This is a genomic window from Marixanthomonas ophiurae (assembly GCF_003413745.1).
Lineage (GTDB): Bacteria > Bacteroidota > Bacteroidia > Flavobacteriales > Flavobacteriaceae > Marixanthomonas > Marixanthomonas ophiurae.
On the sequence record NZ_QVID01000001.1, the window covers coordinates 1,911,919 to 1,929,527 of the forward strand.

General features: G+C 34.5%; 16 protein-coding genes and 1 other RNA gene. 5 read left to right on the forward strand and 12 right to left on the reverse strand.

What is annotated here, in order from left to right; all coding sequences use genetic code 11:
- Positions 1–41: 41 nt before the first annotated feature.
- The 9 genes from DZ858_RS08800 to DZ858_RS08840 all read right to left on the reverse strand — a co-directional run bounded on the left by DZ858_RS08800 (position 42) and on the right by DZ858_RS08840 (position 10,518).
- On the reverse strand, positions 42–989 hold the full coding sequence (locus DZ858_RS08800; protein WP_117159183.1) for a DUF5677 domain-containing protein: 948 nt from the start codon (positions 987–989) through the stop codon (positions 42–44).
- A 50-nt stretch (positions 990–1,039) separates the two neighbouring features.
- On the reverse strand, positions 1,040–2,404 hold the full coding sequence (locus DZ858_RS08805) for an exonuclease domain-containing protein (RefSeq protein ID WP_117159184.1): 1,365 nt from the start codon (positions 2,402–2,404) through the stop codon (positions 1,040–1,042).
- Positions 2,405–2,450: 46 nt separating this feature from the next.
- The gene (locus tag DZ858_RS08810) at positions 2,451–3,104 is read right to left on the reverse strand and encodes a YggS family pyridoxal phosphate-dependent enzyme (RefSeq protein WP_117159185.1); all 654 of its coding nucleotides are present in this window, start codon (positions 3,102–3,104) and stop codon (positions 2,451–2,453) included.
- 68 nt (positions 3,105–3,172) lie between these two features.
- On the reverse strand, positions 3,173–4,411 hold the full coding sequence (locus DZ858_RS08815) for a DUF1015 domain-containing protein (RefSeq protein WP_117159186.1): 1,239 nt from the start codon (positions 4,409–4,411) through the stop codon (positions 3,173–3,175).
- Positions 4,412–4,485: 74 nt separating this feature from the next.
- Positions 4,486–5,376: a 3-hydroxybutyryl-CoA dehydrogenase gene (locus tag DZ858_RS08820; protein ID WP_117159187.1), complete on the reverse strand. Its 891-nt coding sequence runs from the start codon at positions 5,374–5,376 to the stop codon at positions 4,486–4,488.
- A 5-nt stretch (positions 5,377–5,381) separates the two neighbouring features.
- Entirely contained in the window at positions 5,382–6,350 is a 969-nt protein-coding gene (locus DZ858_RS08825) for a Gfo/Idh/MocA family protein (RefSeq protein WP_117159188.1), read from the reverse strand.
- Between the two features lie 140 nt (positions 6,351–6,490).
- Positions 6,491–8,287 carry a mechanosensitive ion channel domain-containing protein gene (locus DZ858_RS08830; RefSeq protein ID WP_117159189.1) on the reverse strand — a complete coding sequence of 599 codons (1,797 nt, stop codon included), beginning with the start codon at positions 8,285–8,287 and terminating at the stop codon, positions 6,491–6,493.
- A gap of 36 nt (positions 8,288–8,323) precedes the next feature.
- Positions 8,324–9,562, reverse strand: a complete 1,239-nt coding sequence (locus DZ858_RS08835) for a M48 family metallopeptidase (RefSeq protein WP_117159190.1) — start codon at positions 9,560–9,562, stop codon at positions 8,324–8,326.
- Between the two features lie 149 nt (positions 9,563–9,711).
- The gene (locus tag DZ858_RS08840; protein ID WP_117159191.1) at positions 9,712–10,518 is read right to left on the reverse strand and encodes a TrmH family RNA methyltransferase; all 807 of its coding nucleotides are present in this window, start codon (positions 10,516–10,518) and stop codon (positions 9,712–9,714) included.
- 127 nt (positions 10,519–10,645) lie between these two features.
- Here DZ858_RS08840 and DZ858_RS08845 point away from each other — a divergent pair, with 127 nt between their 5' ends.
- On the forward strand, positions 10,646–11,485 hold the full coding sequence (locus DZ858_RS08845) for a DUF6503 family protein (RefSeq protein WP_117159192.1): 840 nt from the start codon (positions 10,646–10,648) through the stop codon (positions 11,483–11,485).
- Positions 11,486–11,526: 41 nt separating this feature from the next.
- Here the strand turns inward: DZ858_RS08845 and DZ858_RS08850 are convergent, their stop codons facing one another.
- Positions 11,527–12,582, reverse strand: a complete 1,056-nt coding sequence (locus DZ858_RS08850) for a glutaminyl-peptide cyclotransferase (protein WP_117159193.1) — start codon at positions 12,580–12,582, stop codon at positions 11,527–11,529.
- A gap of 88 nt (positions 12,583–12,670) precedes the next feature.
- Between DZ858_RS08850 and ffs the strand changes: the two genes are divergently transcribed.
- Positions 12,671–12,769, forward strand: an RNA gene (gene ffs / locus DZ858_RS08855) — signal recognition particle sRNA small type.
- Positions 12,770–12,814: 45 nt separating this feature from the next.
- Here ffs and DZ858_RS08860 read toward each other — a convergent pair.
- Positions 12,815–14,023, reverse strand: coding sequence for an LETM1-related biofilm-associated protein (locus DZ858_RS08860; protein ID WP_117159194.1), 1,209 nt, complete (start codon positions 14,021–14,023; stop codon positions 12,815–12,817).
- Between the two features lie 106 nt (positions 14,024–14,129).
- Here DZ858_RS08860 and DZ858_RS08865 point away from each other — a divergent pair, with 106 nt between their 5' ends.
- From DZ858_RS08865 to DZ858_RS08875, 3 genes are all read left to right on the forward strand, one after another.
- Positions 14,130–14,840, forward strand: coding sequence for a DUF4331 family protein (locus tag DZ858_RS08865; protein WP_117159195.1), 711 nt, complete (start codon positions 14,130–14,132; stop codon positions 14,838–14,840).
- 28 nt (positions 14,841–14,868) lie between these two features.
- Positions 14,869–15,567 (forward strand): hypothetical protein, encoded by a 699-nt coding sequence (locus DZ858_RS08870; RefSeq protein WP_117159196.1) that lies wholly within the window; start codon positions 14,869–14,871, stop codon positions 15,565–15,567.
- A gap of 112 nt (positions 15,568–15,679) precedes the next feature.
- The gene (locus DZ858_RS08875) at positions 15,680–16,975 is read left to right on the forward strand and encodes a tetratricopeptide repeat protein (RefSeq protein WP_117159197.1); all 1,296 of its coding nucleotides are present in this window, start codon (positions 15,680–15,682) and stop codon (positions 16,973–16,975) included.
- Positions 16,976–17,118: 143 nt separating this feature from the next.
- On the opposite strand, the gene DZ858_RS08880 is transcribed toward DZ858_RS08875, so the two are convergent.
- Positions 17,119–17,598, reverse strand: coding sequence for a hypothetical protein (locus DZ858_RS08880; RefSeq protein WP_117159198.1), 480 nt, complete (start codon positions 17,596–17,598; stop codon positions 17,119–17,121).
- Between the last annotated feature and the right edge of the window lie 11 nt (positions 17,599–17,609).

Here is a 17,609-nt window from a genome sequence, read left to right on the forward strand (position 1 = left end):
ATACTAGTTTAAATTATTTTATAAAGTGTTGGCAACTGGCTTTATTCTCTATAAATAAATCGAGTTTCCCTATCTATTTTTTCAAACATTATCTCAAACTCTATGTACCAATTATCATATTCTATTTGTTTTTCTGGTAAACGAATTTTTATAAATTCCCTGTATAAATCGAGTAATATATTTACAGCATTGTAAAAAACTTCTTTACAGTCTTTAAAATCTCTAATTTGAATTAAATCAGCTTTATCAAGTTCAGCTTTTGATTTTACAAAACCTGTCATAACATTTGTTACGTGAACATTTTCTGAATACTTCCGATATTGAAACTCATAGAGGATTGTGTTTTCAAGGTGGTGACATAGTGATTCGAAATTATATGGTCCATCATAAAGAGAATACCAATTTGGATTATTATTGCGTTTTTTATTTTTTGTACACGTTCTATGATATTCAAGATTTACGTCATCGTAAATTGGCTGTCTCAATAATTCTTCTTTAGCTTTAATTACGGTTTTAATTTCTATTGGATTACAATGGTTTTTCAATTTAAAACCGGGTTCTTGCTTTATGAATTTTGAAACAAAATTTTTAGAGATATCTTCATTCTCAATAAACTGTTTATAGTATCTAATATCTTTATTAACTCTGCATACAAGAAATGAATGTGCTCTTAAATCCTCATCTTTTTCAATCATATATAAAAGCCCAAACGTATTTTCCATTAATGAACGAATGAGAATTTTCGCAGGATCTATTGATGATTTTTCAATAAGAATTGAAATTGCATCTCCTAATTCAATACTATTTCTTAAAAATACTGAGGGTATATTTTTATCTTTTCCATTTCTTTTTTTCTTTAAATCCCAGTCAAGAATTTTAGTCCCAAAGTTTATAACTTCATTTAATGTAAAAGATAGTTTTGATAGAAGAGAAATTAATCCTTCTACAGGTTTTTGTGGTAATATTTCCTCTATTGGTTCTGTTTTCATTAGCTTATTGCCAACATAAATATAACCACAATAAATCAATTCCTACAATCCTAATCAAGATTCACAGTCTTCACTTTTTTATTCTTCCGAAGGTAGTTTTGAATAATATGCTGCACATCCCGGTTATTTTGCATCGGGTTGATAAGGGTTTTTAGAATTTCCGGATTGGTTATTTGGTGGTTTAAACTAAAATACCCAAAACCTTTGTATTGCCCATCTTCTATTAAAACAACCGATTTTTCTTCTACATCCCGACCTCGGTCAACGATGAGCATATGTTGGTTTTTATAACTTTTATCTTGTAAAAACTGATTTACACGCTCATTGTAAGCCTCAGGTGTTTCCTCGTTTATACAAGCTCCGTTACACTCTTTTATGCTATATTGAAAACAACTGCCTTTTGTTTTATGCAAGCCATTTAATTTTTGACAGAGGGTGTAATCTTCGGTGATTTTAAACAGTACCGCTTTTGCTTGTTGGTAATTAGTAAATGTAGTTATTGCTTTTTTTCTACCATCTGATTTTTCAATAGCTAGATTGATATATCCATTCTCATTTTTAAATGAAGTAAGCTGATTATTAAACAACGTTTTGCGTTGTGCTCGATTATAGATGGGTTTAATGCGCTTAATTTCTTCACTCTCTTTTAACTGAGCGATAAGGTCACTTCCGGTTTTTTCATATGTTACGTTGGTAACTTCTAACTGTATGCGTTTCGATTTTCTATTATCTGAAGTAAAATGTTGCGTAAGCCTCTTTTTTATATTTTTGCTTTTACCAATATAGATAATTTTACCATCCTTGCGATGCATGTAGTACACACCAGTTTCAGAGGGGGCTTCTGCAATAAAGTCTAATAACTTGGGCTCTAGCTGGCGTTTTGGATTTTTTCGTACTGCCGCTTCAATAATGTTTTTTGACGTGTCTTTGTTCAATAACATTTTAAAAAGCGTAACGGTAGCCCTAGCATCGCCTTGTGCTCGGTGTCTATCGGTAAGCGGTATTCCTAGTGATTTCACCAATTTTCCTAAGCTATACGAAGGAAGATCGGGGATAAGTTTTTTAGATAATTCTACCGTGCAAAGTGTGTTCTTTTCATATTTATAGCCCAATCGGTCAAATTCGGTAGTAAGAATTCGGTTGTCAAACTTGGCGTTGTGAGCAACCAAAATACAATCTTCAGTAATTTCAATGATGCGTTTTGCTACTTCATAAAACTTAGGGGCACTGCGTAACATTTGGTTGTTAATGCCTGTTAAATTTACCACAAATGGTTGTATACTGCGCTCCGGATTAACCAAACTGCTAAACTGATCTACAACTTCATGCCCGTTAAAACGGTAAATTGCTATTTCGGTAATACCTTCTTCATTGTATTTTCCGCCGGTTGTTTCAATATCTAAAATAGCGTACATGTCTCTCGTTCTCCTTTTTTATTGAATATAAATTATAATGTGGTTATTAATAATTTCGTTTGCCAAAAATAGCACTTCCCACGCGAACTAAATTACTTCCTTTTTCCATAGCTATAGCGTAATCACCACTCATACCCATGGAGAGTTTTGTGAAGTTATACGTTTCTTTAATATTGTCGTAGATATCTTTTAACTTCTGAAATTCATTGGCAACTTGCGTTTCGTCATCGGTAAAGGTAGCCATTCCCATTAGGCCGATTACGTTTACATTTTCATATTTCTGAAACGTTTCCGAAGCCAATAACTCTAACGCTTCTTCTTTATCCAAACCAAACTTACTATCTTCTTCGGCTATTTTAATTTGAAGCAGACAATCAATCACGCGTTCTTCCTTTTTAGCTTGTTTATTAACTTCTTTTAACAGACGTTTGCTATCAACAGAATGAATTAAACTTACAAACGGCGCCATATATTTCACCTTATTACGCTGAACATGACCAATCATATGCCATTCAATATCTTTAGGCATTTCTTGCCATTTGCTCTCCATTTCTTGCACCTTATTCTCACCAAAAATACGGTGACCAATATTGTAGGCCTCCATAATTTCTGAAACCGGTTTTGTTTTTGAAACGGCAACCAAAGTTACATCTTCGGGCAACTGCTCTTTAAATGATTTTATTTTTTCTGAAATACTCATAACGTTCTCTTTTCTTCAGTAAAATACAAATAGGAAGCTTTAGTAAAAACTAAAGTTTGTTAAACAATCTAAAACTCGTAAATAGTGACTCCGCTGCGTAATTTGGGTAATACGAAGGTGGTTTTAGGAGGCATTTTTAGCCCTTCATCTGCAATTTTTTTCATTTCAGAAACGCGTACTGGCAATAGACCAAAACCTACCGTAAACTCTCCTGTATCTACAACGGTCTGTACATACGCCATATCGCTTTTACCATCGGTGTATTTTATACGTTGGTCGTTTCGTAAGTCTTTAACGCCTAAAATTGGTTTTAAAATGGTAATAAATAAAATTTGAGCATCTAATGCATCGAGCGCATTGTTTATAGTATAGTTTTTTTTACGAAGGTAGAGCGAATAAAACTCTCCATCCAAATACATGCTAAAATTTTGTTTTTGAGTGGGTTTGTAGTACTCTAAACCTCTATTTTCAATTCGGAACATTGCATCTAGCTGAATTAAAAACTCTTCTTTGCTCAGCCCGTTAAGATCCTTTACCAAGCGGTTAAATTCATAAATTTTTAAATCACTCTCAGGAATTAAATAGCTCATAAAGTAATTATAAGGCTCGTTTCCGGTGTGATTATCATTCTCTTCTTTTAAATCTTCTGCTAATAAGGATGATGAAGCACTACGATGATGACCATCAGCAATGTAAAGGTTTTCCATTTCAGAAAACACTTCTTTTATTTTTGAAACAGTGGTTTCATCATCTACATTCCATAAATAATGTGTGTCGCGGTAGGTTGTGGTAAACTCATACTCAGCACGCGTTTTCATTACGTTGCTTACAATATTTGAAAGTTCTTCATTGTCAGGATGGGTAAGAAGTACAGCTTCAGCGTTAAATCCGACTGTCTTTAAGTATTCTTTAAAAACAACTTCTTTATACTGAAGTGTTTCCTCGTGTTTTTTTATCACGTTATTCTTGTAGTCTTCCGTGCTGGCGGCAGCGACGATTCCGTTAAATTCAAGCCCATCTCGGTTTACAATTTTATAGATGTAAAAACTAGGTTTCTCATCGTCAATGAATACACCATCTTCTTTAAATTCCTGATAGCGGTTTCTAACCAACGAATAGCGTTGCTCCCCAGAAATTTCTTTATGATATTTAAAACCAGGATTTACAATGTGCAAAAATGAAAACGGGTTATCCCGAAGCCGCGACTCCCTTTGTTCTTGGGTATAGCTGTCGTACGACCGTGCAGCAATTAGACTCACTTTATCACGGGTAGGCCGTACGGCTTTAAAAGGGATTATTTTTGCCATGGTTTATAAAAATAGGCTCTTCGACTCCGCTCTGAGACCAGTTTATACTTCAATTTTTAAGTTAGCAAGAAAAGTTACTTAGCAAACTGTTTTGATACGGTTTCCGCTTTTCTATTTTCAGAATAGTCGTAAAAACCTTCTCCGCTTTTCACACCCATTTTACCGGCCATAACCATATTTACTAATAAAGGACACGGTGCGTATTTTGGGTTTTTAAATCCGTCGTACATTACGTTTAAAATAGAAAGGCAAACGTCTAAGCCAATAAAATCTGCTAATTGTAAAGGTCCCATTGGGTGTGCCATTCCTAATTTCATTACGGTGTCTATTTCTTCAACACCTGCTACGCTATTATAAAGTGTTTCAACAGCTTCGTTAATCATGGGCATTAAAATACGGTTAGCAACAAAACCAGGGTAATCGTTAACTTCTACCGGGACTTTATTCAGCTTTTTTGAAAGCTCTTCAACTGTGTTGTAGGTTTCGGCACTTGTGCTATACCCTTTAATAATTTCAACCAATTTCATAATTGGTACAGGGTTCATAAAGTGCATTCCAATCACCATTTCAGGTCTTGATGTTACAGCAGCAATTTCAGTAATAGAAATAGAAGAGGTATTACTGGCTAAGATGGTCTCATTAGAACAAAATTTATCAAGATCTTTAAAAATTTTCAATTTTAGATCTAAGTTTTCTGTTGCTGCTTCAACTACTAAGTTGGCATATTCAACACCATCTACAAGATTGGTATATGTGGTAATATTAGCAAGCGTACGCTTTTTGTCATCTTCACTTATTTTTTCTTTAGCAACCATTCTATCTAAATTTTTAGTGATAGTAGCTATTCCTTTATTTAAAGAATCTTTTGAGACATCAATTAGCTGTACTTTATAATCGTTTTGTGCAAAGGTATGGGCAATTCCGTTTCCCATGGTTCCTGCACCAATTACTGCTATATTTTTCATAGTATTTATAATGTTTTAAAGTTTGAAATTATTTGCATTGCTACTCGCAATGCTTCAGTACCTTGTTCTAAACTAACAACGGGTGTTGTGTCATTATTAATAGAATCGGCAAAAGTTTCCAGTTCGTCTAAAATGGCGTTGTTGTTATCTACTTTCGGGTTGTCAAAATAGATTTGTTTTTTTATTCCTTCTGCATTGGTAAGTATCATCGCGAAGTCGTCTGGTGTTTTTGGTGCATCTTTCATTTTTACCACTTCACATTTCTTCTCGAGAAAATCTACTGAAATGTAGGCATCACGCTGAAAAAACCGTGCTTTTCGCATTTTTTTCATAGAAATTCTACTTGCGGTGAGGTTTGCAACGCAACCGTTTTCAAATTCTATTCGAGCGTTGGCAATATCAGGTGTTTCACTAATAACTGAAACGCCGCTAGCGTGCACTTCTTTCACTTTAGATTGTACCACACTTAAAATTGCATCGATATCATGAATCATTAAATCTAAAACAACCGAAACATCTGTACCACGCGGATTGAATTCTGCTAAGCGATGCGACTCAATAAACATAGGGTTTTTAATCTTATGGTTTACAGCCATAAAGGCGGGATTAAAGCGTTCTACTTGACCAACTTGACCTTTTACCTTATGAATTTTTGCTAACTCTAACAATGCTTCAGCTTCAGGAACTGTATGGGTAATCGGTTTTTCGATAAACAAATGTTTACCTGCCTCAATTACTTGTTTTGCAGCATCAAAATGATATAAAGTAGGCGTTACTACATCGACCATATCACAGGCTTCAATTAAAGCTTCGATAGAAGGGAAACTTTTATAGCCAAATTCAGATTCAACTTTTTCTGAAGCTTCTTTGTCTTTATCGTAAAAACCTACTAGTTCATATTTAGTAGATTGCTCCAGTAATTTTAAATGAATTTTTCCAAGGTGCCCGGCACCTAACACTCCGGCTTTTAGCATCGGCTTTTGTTTTTCACAAAGGTAACAGTTTTCGGGCGAACATACGAAGTGGGTTGCCTATTTAGGTTTTTTTTGAGAAAAGTTAAAGTTAATAAATAGCTCTTAGAGGTTTTTTCTCCTCCTAATTAATTTTTAACGCTTTAACTATCTTTTTCTTCAGAAGAACTGTTTCGATTGTTTTTTATGTTTTCTGAACGATTTGAAATATCAACACGGGTTCTAGAAAGATAGAGTCCATCTTCTAATTGGCAGATATACGCTATTAGCTTTTCGCGTAATGCACAATGCAATTGCCAAGTAGTTTTGGCATCTTTTGCACTACAGAGTGCCCGTATTTTTACAGATTCTTCGGTCATATCGACTACTTCAACCACAGCGGGATTGTCTTCATCCCAATCTTCTTCGGCTTCGAGCATTTTTTCAAACTCAGAGCGTATTTTTGAAACATCCACCCGATAGTCTGCAAATAGGTAAATAGGACGTATTTGATGCGAACTGGTCATAGACCAATTTTCAAAAACTTCTGAAATGACAAACTTTAAAGGCACAACCAAGCGTCTTAAATCCCAAGTTCTTACTACCATATAAGTAAAACCGATCTCTTCTACATATCCCCAGTCATCTTCTATAATAACCGTATCGCCAATTCGAACGGGCTTGGTAATGGCAATTTGTAGGCCGGCAATAATATTTCCTAAGGTGTTTTGCGCTGCAATACCTAAAATTACAGTGGCTACCCCGGCTGACGCCAATAACGAGATCCCTACTTTTTCTAAGGCTCTAAATTGCGAAATGATAATATACCCTCCAATAACAACTACTAAAAAGGTAACGATACGGCGAGCAACCGAAATATAGGTAAGCATTTTACGGGCTTCTTCGTTTTCCTCTTCTGAAACATCACCAATTTTATTTTCGGCAATATAAGTCATTAAATAATCTACAAAACTTGTTATAAACCAAGTAATAGAACCAATTATGAGTATAATTAAGCTGGTATAAACAATATTGGCAAACCCTCCAGAAAGTGAAATGAGATTATCGAGTAGAATGTAAAAAAACAAGGTTCCAAATAAAATACCGGCAGGTCGAGCTAGCTTATCGGCAATGGATTTAATCCAAGGGCGTTTAGATTTTCGCAGTATTTTTCTCAATAAATACGTTACAAATTTTCCAAAAAACCAAGCGATAAATAATAAAAGAAGTATTCCAAAAAATTTCCAGACTTGAAATCCTAAAAAATGTACTCGAGACCATTCAGGCATCATTTTGTCTAGCTTTCGTGGTCCATATTCTTCGTATAAAGGCTCAATGTTTTCCACTGTATTAGCTGAAATAAGCCAAAGAGCCCCATATTCTTCAAATCGAATACGCTGAACGCGCATCACAATATCACGTTCGTTTAATTGTATTTCACCAAAAACAACACTTCTTCTAGGTTTTCCGGCAATAGCCTTATTGGTGGATGTACTAATATCAATTTGTCCGTCGGGACGATCAGAAAGTCCATCCCAATCAATACTCACACGCTGGTTAATGACAAAATATAGTTTTTCAGCTAAAATTGCTGCGTCTTTTTTTGTGACGTTTTGAGGTAATAAGTTTAGATTTAGAGCATAGAGAGCTTCTTCATACTTTCCGCTTCGTGATTTTAAAATAAAATGTTCTAATGCGGCTTGTGGAGTTCTTAAATTATATTGTTTTGGAGGTAAGCCTACTTGCTCATTAAGTCTATTAACACGGTAATAGGCTTCATTATAATCAGTGTAAGGATTTGAAGAATAGTAGGCACTATCATTTATTACACGTTTTTTACTTGGTAATTTACTTTCGTTTACGGGTTGTACTGAGTCTTGCTCAGATTGCGCGTAACCGTGCGAAATTCCTAAAATAAAGAAACCTAAAAGTAGTGTGAGGAAGGGTAACAATTTTTTCATTACCCTAAAAATACTGAAAAAGAACCGCACCTAAAATCATTTAACCTTTTTTAGACTCCTGAAACGTTCTAAAAGAGTTGGATGCGAGTAATGCATAAATACATACGCCGGATGCGGAGTTAAGTTACTTAAACTGTTTTTAGACAATTTTTTTAGTGCTGAAATAAGCGGTGCAGCACTAAAAGTGTTTTTTGCATAATTATCTGCTTGGTATTCAAATTTTCGGGATAGATAATTCATTAGTAAACCGGTTACTTCTGAAACCGGCGTATATAAAACACCAAAAGCTATTAACCCAATATGAAAAGAGGGTTGCGAAACATTTAATGCCTCAGAAAGTAATGGACTACCAATAAAAAGAGATAATATCCAAAGTGTAAAACCAGTAGTTAGAATAGAAGCAAAGAGGTTAATGATAATGTGATTTTTCTTATAATGACCTACCTCGTGTGCCAAAACAGCTACAATTTCGTCGTCTTCTAAATCATTAATTAACGTATCATAGAGAGTAATCCGTTTCTCTTTTCCGAAGCCTGAAAAATAGGCGTTTGCTTTCGTGCTACGTTTAGAGCCATCAATTACAAAAATCTTGTCTAATGTAAAGCCAACCGTATTAGCATATGTCTCAATTTTTGAACGTAAGGAGCCTTCTTGTAATGGGGTTTGTTTGTTAAACAACGGAACAATTAATCGTGCGTAAAACAAGTTCATAAACAGAGCAAAAACCGTTATAATTGCCCAAGTCCATACCCAAAAATAACTGCCAGTAGATTGATAAACCCAAATAATGGCACTTAGTAAAGCCCCGCCAATAATAGCCATCATAAACCAGCCTTTTAATTTATCTAAAAAGAAAGTTGCTTTGGTCGTTTTATTGAAGCCAAACTTTTCTTCGATTACAAAGGTGTTGTAATACCCAAAAGGCGTCATAACTATATCACTCGCAAATAAAATAATTCCGAAGAAAATTAATGCCACTAAAATTTCATTGTCTGAAATAGAACGGGCAATGCCATCTACGTATGCAAAGCCATTTAAAAAGAAAAATAAAAAAGTGCCTATAATTGAAATAAACGCTGTTAAAAGGCCGAAACGGTATTTCTCTTTTTTGTACGCTTGCGATTTTTTGTATTCCGCTTCATCATACACATCATCGATTTCTGAAGGAAGGGCATCGTTAAAATGCTTCGCGTTTAACGCATCAAGTAGTTGGTCAATTATAAAATTGATAACCAAAATGGCGATAATGATGTAAAATAAAGTTTGTGGGGACATACATTTAAAGTATAAAAAAGGAGGATTAATTATTTAAACGGTCGTTGTCTTATTGCTTTATAAACCTGATTTCGGTACATTTTTTTTAGTTTCACTTCAAAAAAATACTCAATCGACGGTTTTTTTACTTTTAAATTAAATTTTGAGTGCTATACAAATTTTCGCTGTCTTTTGGCCTCAAAGATAAGGATTCCTGCTGCTACTGAAACATTCATACTATCAATCTCTCCTTGCATGGGGATGATGATATTTTGTGTGCTGTGTTGCAGCCACTCCTTCGAAAGGCCTGTGGCTTCAGTGCCTACAACTATTGCTGAAGCTTGAGTGTAATCTTGACTATAATACATTTCAGAAGCTTGAAGTTCGGCGCAATAGATTGAAATATTGTTTTCTTTTAAAAATGAAATAATTTCGGTTGTACTCCCTGTGGCAATGTTATTAGTAAATACACAGCCCACGCTACTTCTAATGATGTTTGGATTGTATAAATCTGTTTTCATATCGGCAATTATTACGCCGTCTAAGTTCGCCGCATCGGCTGTACGGAGCAATGCTCCAATATTTCCAGGTTTTTCGGTGGCTTCGGCGACTAAAATAAGTGGCTTTTTAGAAGAAAAAGTGAAACTATCCAACGTGTGTTGTTTGGCTTCGGCAATGGCAAGGATACCTTCAGTTGAATTTCGGTAGGCGAGTTTATCGTATATTTCAGTTGAAATTTCTACAAAATTTGTTTCGCTGTTGCTGAGGTCTTTGATTACATACAAATCTTCTTCAGCTATTATTTCCGAAGAAAAAAGTACGGTTTTTAACCTGCAGTTTCCTTTTATAGCCAACGTAATCTCTCGATGCCCTTCAATAGTAAATAGTCTGTTTTTTTTGCGTTCCCGTGATTTTGATTGGAGCAAAGCAAACTCTTTAATTAGAGGGTTTTGAAGGCTTGAAATGTATTTTTCCATAACACAAAGATACGATGTGAACAATTCAATTGATTTATAATATTGAAAATTTCATAAAGGTTTCTCAATTTATCTCGACTACTGGAACAGCTTTATTATATTTAATAAAATTAAAACCAATCTAATTATGAAAAAACTACTTTCAATTGCAGTGCTACTTGTTTTATTTGTTGCTTGTAAAGATGCAGTAAAGGAAACCACTGAAGAAGTTCACGGGAAAGAAAATGCTTCTGAACAATCAACTGAAGCCACCATGGATTCTTCTGAAGAAAATATGGCGATGTCCTATCCATCTGAGCTTACAAACGTTTTTAAAGCACACGGCGGAATGGGTACTTGGAATAAAATGAACAATCTTTGTTTTGAAATGAATGGAAAGAGTGGAAAAGAAGTACATACCACAACATTAAAAGACCGTCGTTCAAAAATTGAAAACGATAATTGGTCCATTGGGTATGATGGAAGTGATGTATGGTTGCAAGAAAAGGAAGAAAATGCATATGAAGGTAACGCTCGTTTTTACCATAATCTAATGTTTTACTTTTATGCAATGCCTTTTGTTTTGGGTGATGAAGGGATAAATTATGAAATAGTGCAGCCTACAGAATTGGATGGTGAGATCTATAATGCAATTAAAATTTCATATAATGCAGGAATAGGAGATTCACCAAAAGATGAATATATACTTTTTATTAACCCCGATACCGATACCATGGAATGGTTAGGATACACAGTAACGTTTAAGGAAAACCAAAGAAGCGATAATTGGAAATTTATTAAATACGATCAATGGGAGAAAGTTAATGGTTTATTGTTGCCTAAAAAATTGACTTGGTATAACGTGAAAGATGGGAAACCAACGAACGAACGTAATGACCTTCTATTTAATAAAATAATCGTAACTGAAACACAATTAGAGGATTCGGTTTTTGCAAAGCCAGAAGGTGCAAATGTGGTAAATAGGTAATTGTAAAATGTACTTAATACTAAAAAAGTAGCTTGGAAAAGCTACTTTTTTAGTATTTGCACTTTAAAAAGTTTGTCCCAATATTTTCCAGTAATATATAAAATGTCTTTTTCGCCTTTATAGGCAATACCGTTTAATACATTTAAATCTGGGTGCTGTGTTACTTTGTCTTGTAATCCGTTAAGGTCAATAACGCCTTCAACGGCTCCATTTTCTGGATTTATAATAGCTATGGAAGATTGTTCCCATACATTAGCATATATTTTACCTTCTACCCATTCCAGCTCGTTTACTTTTGGGATTCGGCTTGTATGCGTATACAACTCAATATAGTCTGTTTCGGCTAAGGTCTCAGGGTTTAATATCCATATTCTTTCAGTTCCATCACTTTTATAAATTTTAGAATCGCTGTGGCATAACCCCCAACCTTCTTTGCTATTCTCATATACAAAACTACCGGTTCGTTCTAAGGTGTTTTCATCATAAATAAACCCTTTGTTCGCTTGCCATGTAAGTTGGTAAACTTTATTGTTCAAGATGGTTAACCCCTCTCCAAAGTACTGACTGTCTAATTCTACTTGTTGTAATACTTCACCTGTTTTATAATTGGTTTTTCGTAAGGTAGATTGACCACGTTTTCCAGTGCTTTCATATAAGGTGTCGCCTTCAAACTCTAAACCTTGTGTAAAAGCGTTAACATCGTGCGGATATGTTTCCAATAATTTATAGGTGTATAATTCAGGTTTTTTTGAAGCAAGTAGCGTAAACTCGGCTTCAGTGTTATATTGCTCTCCGTCAGCATGAATAGTAGCTTTTAGCTGGTCTTTACCTAGCTTTTGGCTTTGCAGCGAGATAGTTTTTTTGGTATTCTTTTTTGAAACCGCTATTTTTTTATTTCGAAGAGTATAAACTACAGAATCTATTTCGATACCCTCTTTGTTTTGTATTGAGACCGATAGGTTATCTGATGGCTTATATGCTTTTTGGGAATTCTCTATTTTTAGAGAAAATGGGTTTTTTTCTGTTCCTGGGTTATTGCCGCAGGAAGTTATAATCAATGCTAAAAGTATAGCGACGAATAACTTAGGTGACTTCATTATGTATATTCTATTTTAATGTAGGGTAAAAGTAAAAAATCATCGTTAAAAACTATTGTTAAATATGTAAAACTACGTATCTTTGCAGCGGCAAGTCCTACACAACCAGCTCCTGTTGAATCCCCCAGGGCGGGAACGCAGCAAGGGTAAACGGTCGTAGCGGTGTGATGTAGGTAGCTTGCCATTTTTTATGCGCTAAAGTCAAGGAAAATTACCTTCCCATTTCCAACGATTAACTCCCATCAATCCTATTATCATTAAACGAAGATGGTAACAGCTTCGGGATAAACTTGATTAGTAAAGGTAATAAGATGGTACCCCCTGGTAACAAGAAGACTGTTAATGACGGGATGGTTTTGCATATATCTAGCAACTGTGTTTTTACCTTTTGTTTTTCTTCCACAGAAAGATCCCTTGTTGTAGATTTACCTAATAAAACAACTAGCTCACCACTTTCCTCCAGTTCTTGTTGTAATCTTTTTTTATTACGAAGGATAAGCAGTTTTACAGTTGCTGAAGATTGACGATACAAGTGTTTTACGGGGTGTTCATATTCAAATAGTTGTATTTTTTTGGCGTGTGCTGCTGAAAAGTTTCGTAAATCGTCCAAGCTTTTTTGTACATCTTCACCGGTAAACTGAAGTTGACTTGCTAATTGCTGTAAAAATTGAAATTCTGTAGTATCAACCTCTCCATCATCCCAAACAGCCAAGCAGCATAGATCTAGCAAATATTTTTTGGTGAGAAAATCTTTATCCAAAAAAAAACTAAAACTTTTAAAAGTCTTTTCTTCGCTATCAGTTGTCTTTTCTTCAAGATATTCAGATGAAGATTCAAAGAGTTCTAATAACAAAGAGTCGTATTTGCTTTTCTTTCTTTTAGATTTCAGCGCTAATAAACAAGAGGAAATTAAGTTTTTTTCCAAGTTTTGTGCTTCCTCCTTAATAGTGTCCGGTTCCTTTAGGTATTTTTTAAAACAAAGTACATCAATAAATAATAACGCATACGTTAATAAAGAAGCAGCATCTTTTTTGGATAGAAAAGTGTTTTCCTGTAAGCGGGAATCCATTATTTTTTCAAGGGTTGCTGTTTCAGAACTGGAAATAGAAAATCGTTTAAGCCATCCTTTTTTTTGTTTGTCAAGCTGTTTATAGAAAGAAATGATAGCGTTAACAGCTTCATTATAATTAGTGCTGCTTTTTTCTACACTATATATATGTAATAAAGAGTGAAGTAAATTTACTTTACCATATTCTTCTTTAGTCAGTGTTAAATAGGTTAATGGCTCAGGTGAAAGGCTCTTAACCGGTATTCCGTATATAAACCCTGATTTTTTCAATGTATCGTAAAATACTTCGGAAGAAGTAAAGTGCATTTTGTTTTCTTCTGAAGAGAAGATGTATATGAATTTTGATATCCAGCCTGATGCAGAGGGGTTCATTTTTTCTTTTTTTAGATTAACACAAAATTAACAGCTATGATAAAACCGTAGCAGTAATTTAAGCGTAAATGTAATAGAACATAAATTAATCGATAAAAAAACAATCATGAAAAAAACAAAGATTTTTGCAGCAATTGGTGGAGTAGGCATAGCCGTACTCGCCATATTTTTAATCGCTGCCGACCACATTGACTCACCTTCGGTGGCAGGTACAACGACGGATATTGCAGATTTGTATGCCTTTGAGGGCAGCAATGCAGACAATACAGTTTTAATTGCAACCCTTCAAGGTCCTTTAGCACCAGGTGATGTAACCAATAATGCATCTTTTGATGAAAATGTATTGTTAGAATTCAATATTGATAACACAGGTGATTTTAAAGAAGACTTGGTAATACAAGCTATAAAAAGAGGAGACTCTATGTACTTTTTTGGTCCTGTAGCTCCAGAAACACAGGGGCTTAGCAGTACTGTGGCAACTTCTGGTCCAAAACATAGTGTGAAAATTTCAACATCAAGCGAAGTTGAAGTTACAGACAGTGATGGAATGAAGTTTTTCGCAGGTCCTAGAAGAGATGGATTTTTCTTTGACTTTAACCGCTTTAATCAAGTAATTGGTGGGGAAGTAGCTCCAGAAGGATTTTTACCTCCAGGAGAAGCTAGTGACTTTTTTGAAAACGTAAATGTTTTAGCTATATCTGTAGAAGTGCCTAACTCTATGTTGGGAACAGCTCCACCACACGTAGGAGGAGCAGTAGGAATTGATGGACTTCCACCAGCCTACAATGTATGGGTATCAGCAAAAAGAAGACAATAAAATAACATAACAATAAAAACAAAACAAGATGAAAATATATAAATTAAGTATGGTATTTATTGCTATGTGTGCATCCTTACTGTTTGTACAATGTAGCGATGATGACGATAACGTTATAGATTTACAAACCTGTAACGATGGAATTCAAAATGGATCTGAAACAGGAGTTGATTGCGGTGGAACTGCTTGTGAGCCTTGTGCAGATGGTGAAATTAATTTTTCAGGAACCTTTATGCAAGAAGACATAATGGGACGCCCAGGTATAAACACAGTATTTAGTGGTACCGATGAAGTAAAAAATAACTTTAATACCACCACTGTAACAGGTAGAGCTGACTTTACACCAATTTTTGAAAATACATTGGAAACTTACCACGATGTTTACGCTGTATCATTAGGATTAGATCCTGAAGATGTAAACTATGTGCCTAATATTTTAGGTTTAGATGCGACAACTTTTGCGACAGTATTGTCTCAATTTGACGCCTTACAAGTTGCACCAAATGCACAGACCGTGTATTTTGATCCTTCAACCGGAGTAGCATTAACCGGAAGAAACATTAATGACGATGTTATTGATATATCGTTGATATTAATGTTTGGTGGAGGAGACCTAAACAACCTTAACTTTGATGGTACCGATGGCTCGCCACTTTTAATTAGTGACAGCGTAGGTTTTGGAGATCGTCAAGTAGTTGACTTCCCTTATTTGGAAACTCCAAATTAAAAAGTAACTTTAGAGTTGAAAAAAGAAAAGGGCAATTTATTGCTCTTTTCTTTTATATAACAGTTTTATCACTACTTTGAAGTATTAAATTAACAGATTAAATAAAAAACTAATGAAAAAGATACTAATTTTATTTGCGCTTTGTGCCTTTTTCTCTTGTGATGAGAAAAAAGAAAGTAAAAATGACACCGCAAAAATAACACATAAGGAAGATTATAATAAATACCTTTCCACCAATGATAATTCGGCTTATAAAGCTGCTCTTTCAGAAAAAGATTTTTGGAACAAGCGATTGGCAGCAGATAGCAGTGGAGTAGGGGATTTAGGCCCTTTAGCTGGAGGTTATTCAGCTTTATTTGCTGCTACGGGTAATGTAGAAAACTTACAAAAAGCAGAAAAATTACAAAAAAAAGCCATAGAAATATCAGCAACTAATAAAGATGGTTATACCCGTGCTTTGGCAAAGACTTATATTTCACAACATAGGTTTAAAGAGGCCAAACAAATTTTGGAAGAAAGTTATAAAGGTGTTTCGAATAAACACGAAACTGAATTCATGCTTTTTGATGTTTACATGGAACTAGCAGAATATAATAAAGCATATGAAATGCTTAATAAAGTAAAAAATAATGGTGATTATAACTACTTAATTAGGGTATCTAAGTGGAGTGATTACAAAGGTGATCTAGATGCAGCTATTAAATATATGGAGAAAGCTAAAGCAATAGCAGAATCTGGTGGAAATAAGTCATTGAAAGTTTGGAGTTATAGTAACATAGCCGATTTTTACGGCCACGCAGGCAGAATTGATGACGCGTATGCTTATTATCTAAAAACATTAGAGCTTGAACCAGATAATGCATATGTAAAAAAAGGATTGGCTTGGATAGCCTATTCGTATGAGAAAGATACCAAAGAGGCAAACCGCATTCTAGACTCAGTAATGGTAAACCATAAATCACCTAATTACTATTTGCTTAAAGCAGAAATGGCAGAATTTAATAACAATCAAGAACAAGTTGAGGCGAACCAAGAGAAATTTACCGATATGGTTTCAGACTCCTTGTATGGTGGAATGTACAATACTTATTTAATTGAACTATACGCCGATACAAACCCTGAGAAAGCACTTACTCTGGCTAAAAAAGAAATAAACAATCGCGCTACACCAGAAACTTATACACTTTTAGCATTGGCACAATTAAAAAATGAAAATAAAGAAGATGCTTTACAAACTATTGAAACATATGTAGAAGGTAAAACCTTCGAGCCAAATGCACAATATGTTTCGGCTATGGTATATAAAGCAAATGGCATGCAAGACAAGGTAAAACCCCTAAAAGAAGAGCTTTCTGGTGCTTCTTATGAGCTAGGTCCAGTTTTATCAAAAAAAATAGCACAATTATAAAACCGTAACCCGCTAATCCTCGTACATATATGTAGAAAGGTTGATCATCTATAGAGGACTATGGGATCAACAACTGGTTATGCCGGTTTTTTCAGAGTTTTTTTGTTAGTTAAGCACCTTCTATACTTTTATAGAGGGTGCTTTTAGTTTTTACAAATTATTCCGTCTTGTGAAATTTTCTTTCCTTCATTTGTAGTAATAGTGGCAGTATAAAAAAGACAATTATGCTCAATCTTTATTTTAGAAACTATAATTCCATTATTTTCATTAATCCATTTTTTCCCTTCGTCTAACTCATATTTTGAAGAATCATAAGTAAGTCTATACGTACAATCGTCTATCCACTCAATTTTTTCATATTCAGGATTTCCGCTTCCAATTTCGTTTATCCATTCAATCTGGGTATTTTCTTCTCGAATAACTATATACTTTTTTATGATAGAATCTCTTTCAGGGGTATATTCCGAAATGCTATCATTTGAAACTATTGTATACTTTGCCATTTCTTTTGTTTCAGGAATATAAAACTGCCCAATTTTAAAATCAGCACATGTTAATTCCTGTGCAGTTGTAGTGATGCTGATTAATAAAATTGAAAAAATCAATAATGCTATTTTTTTCATATAATTACCTT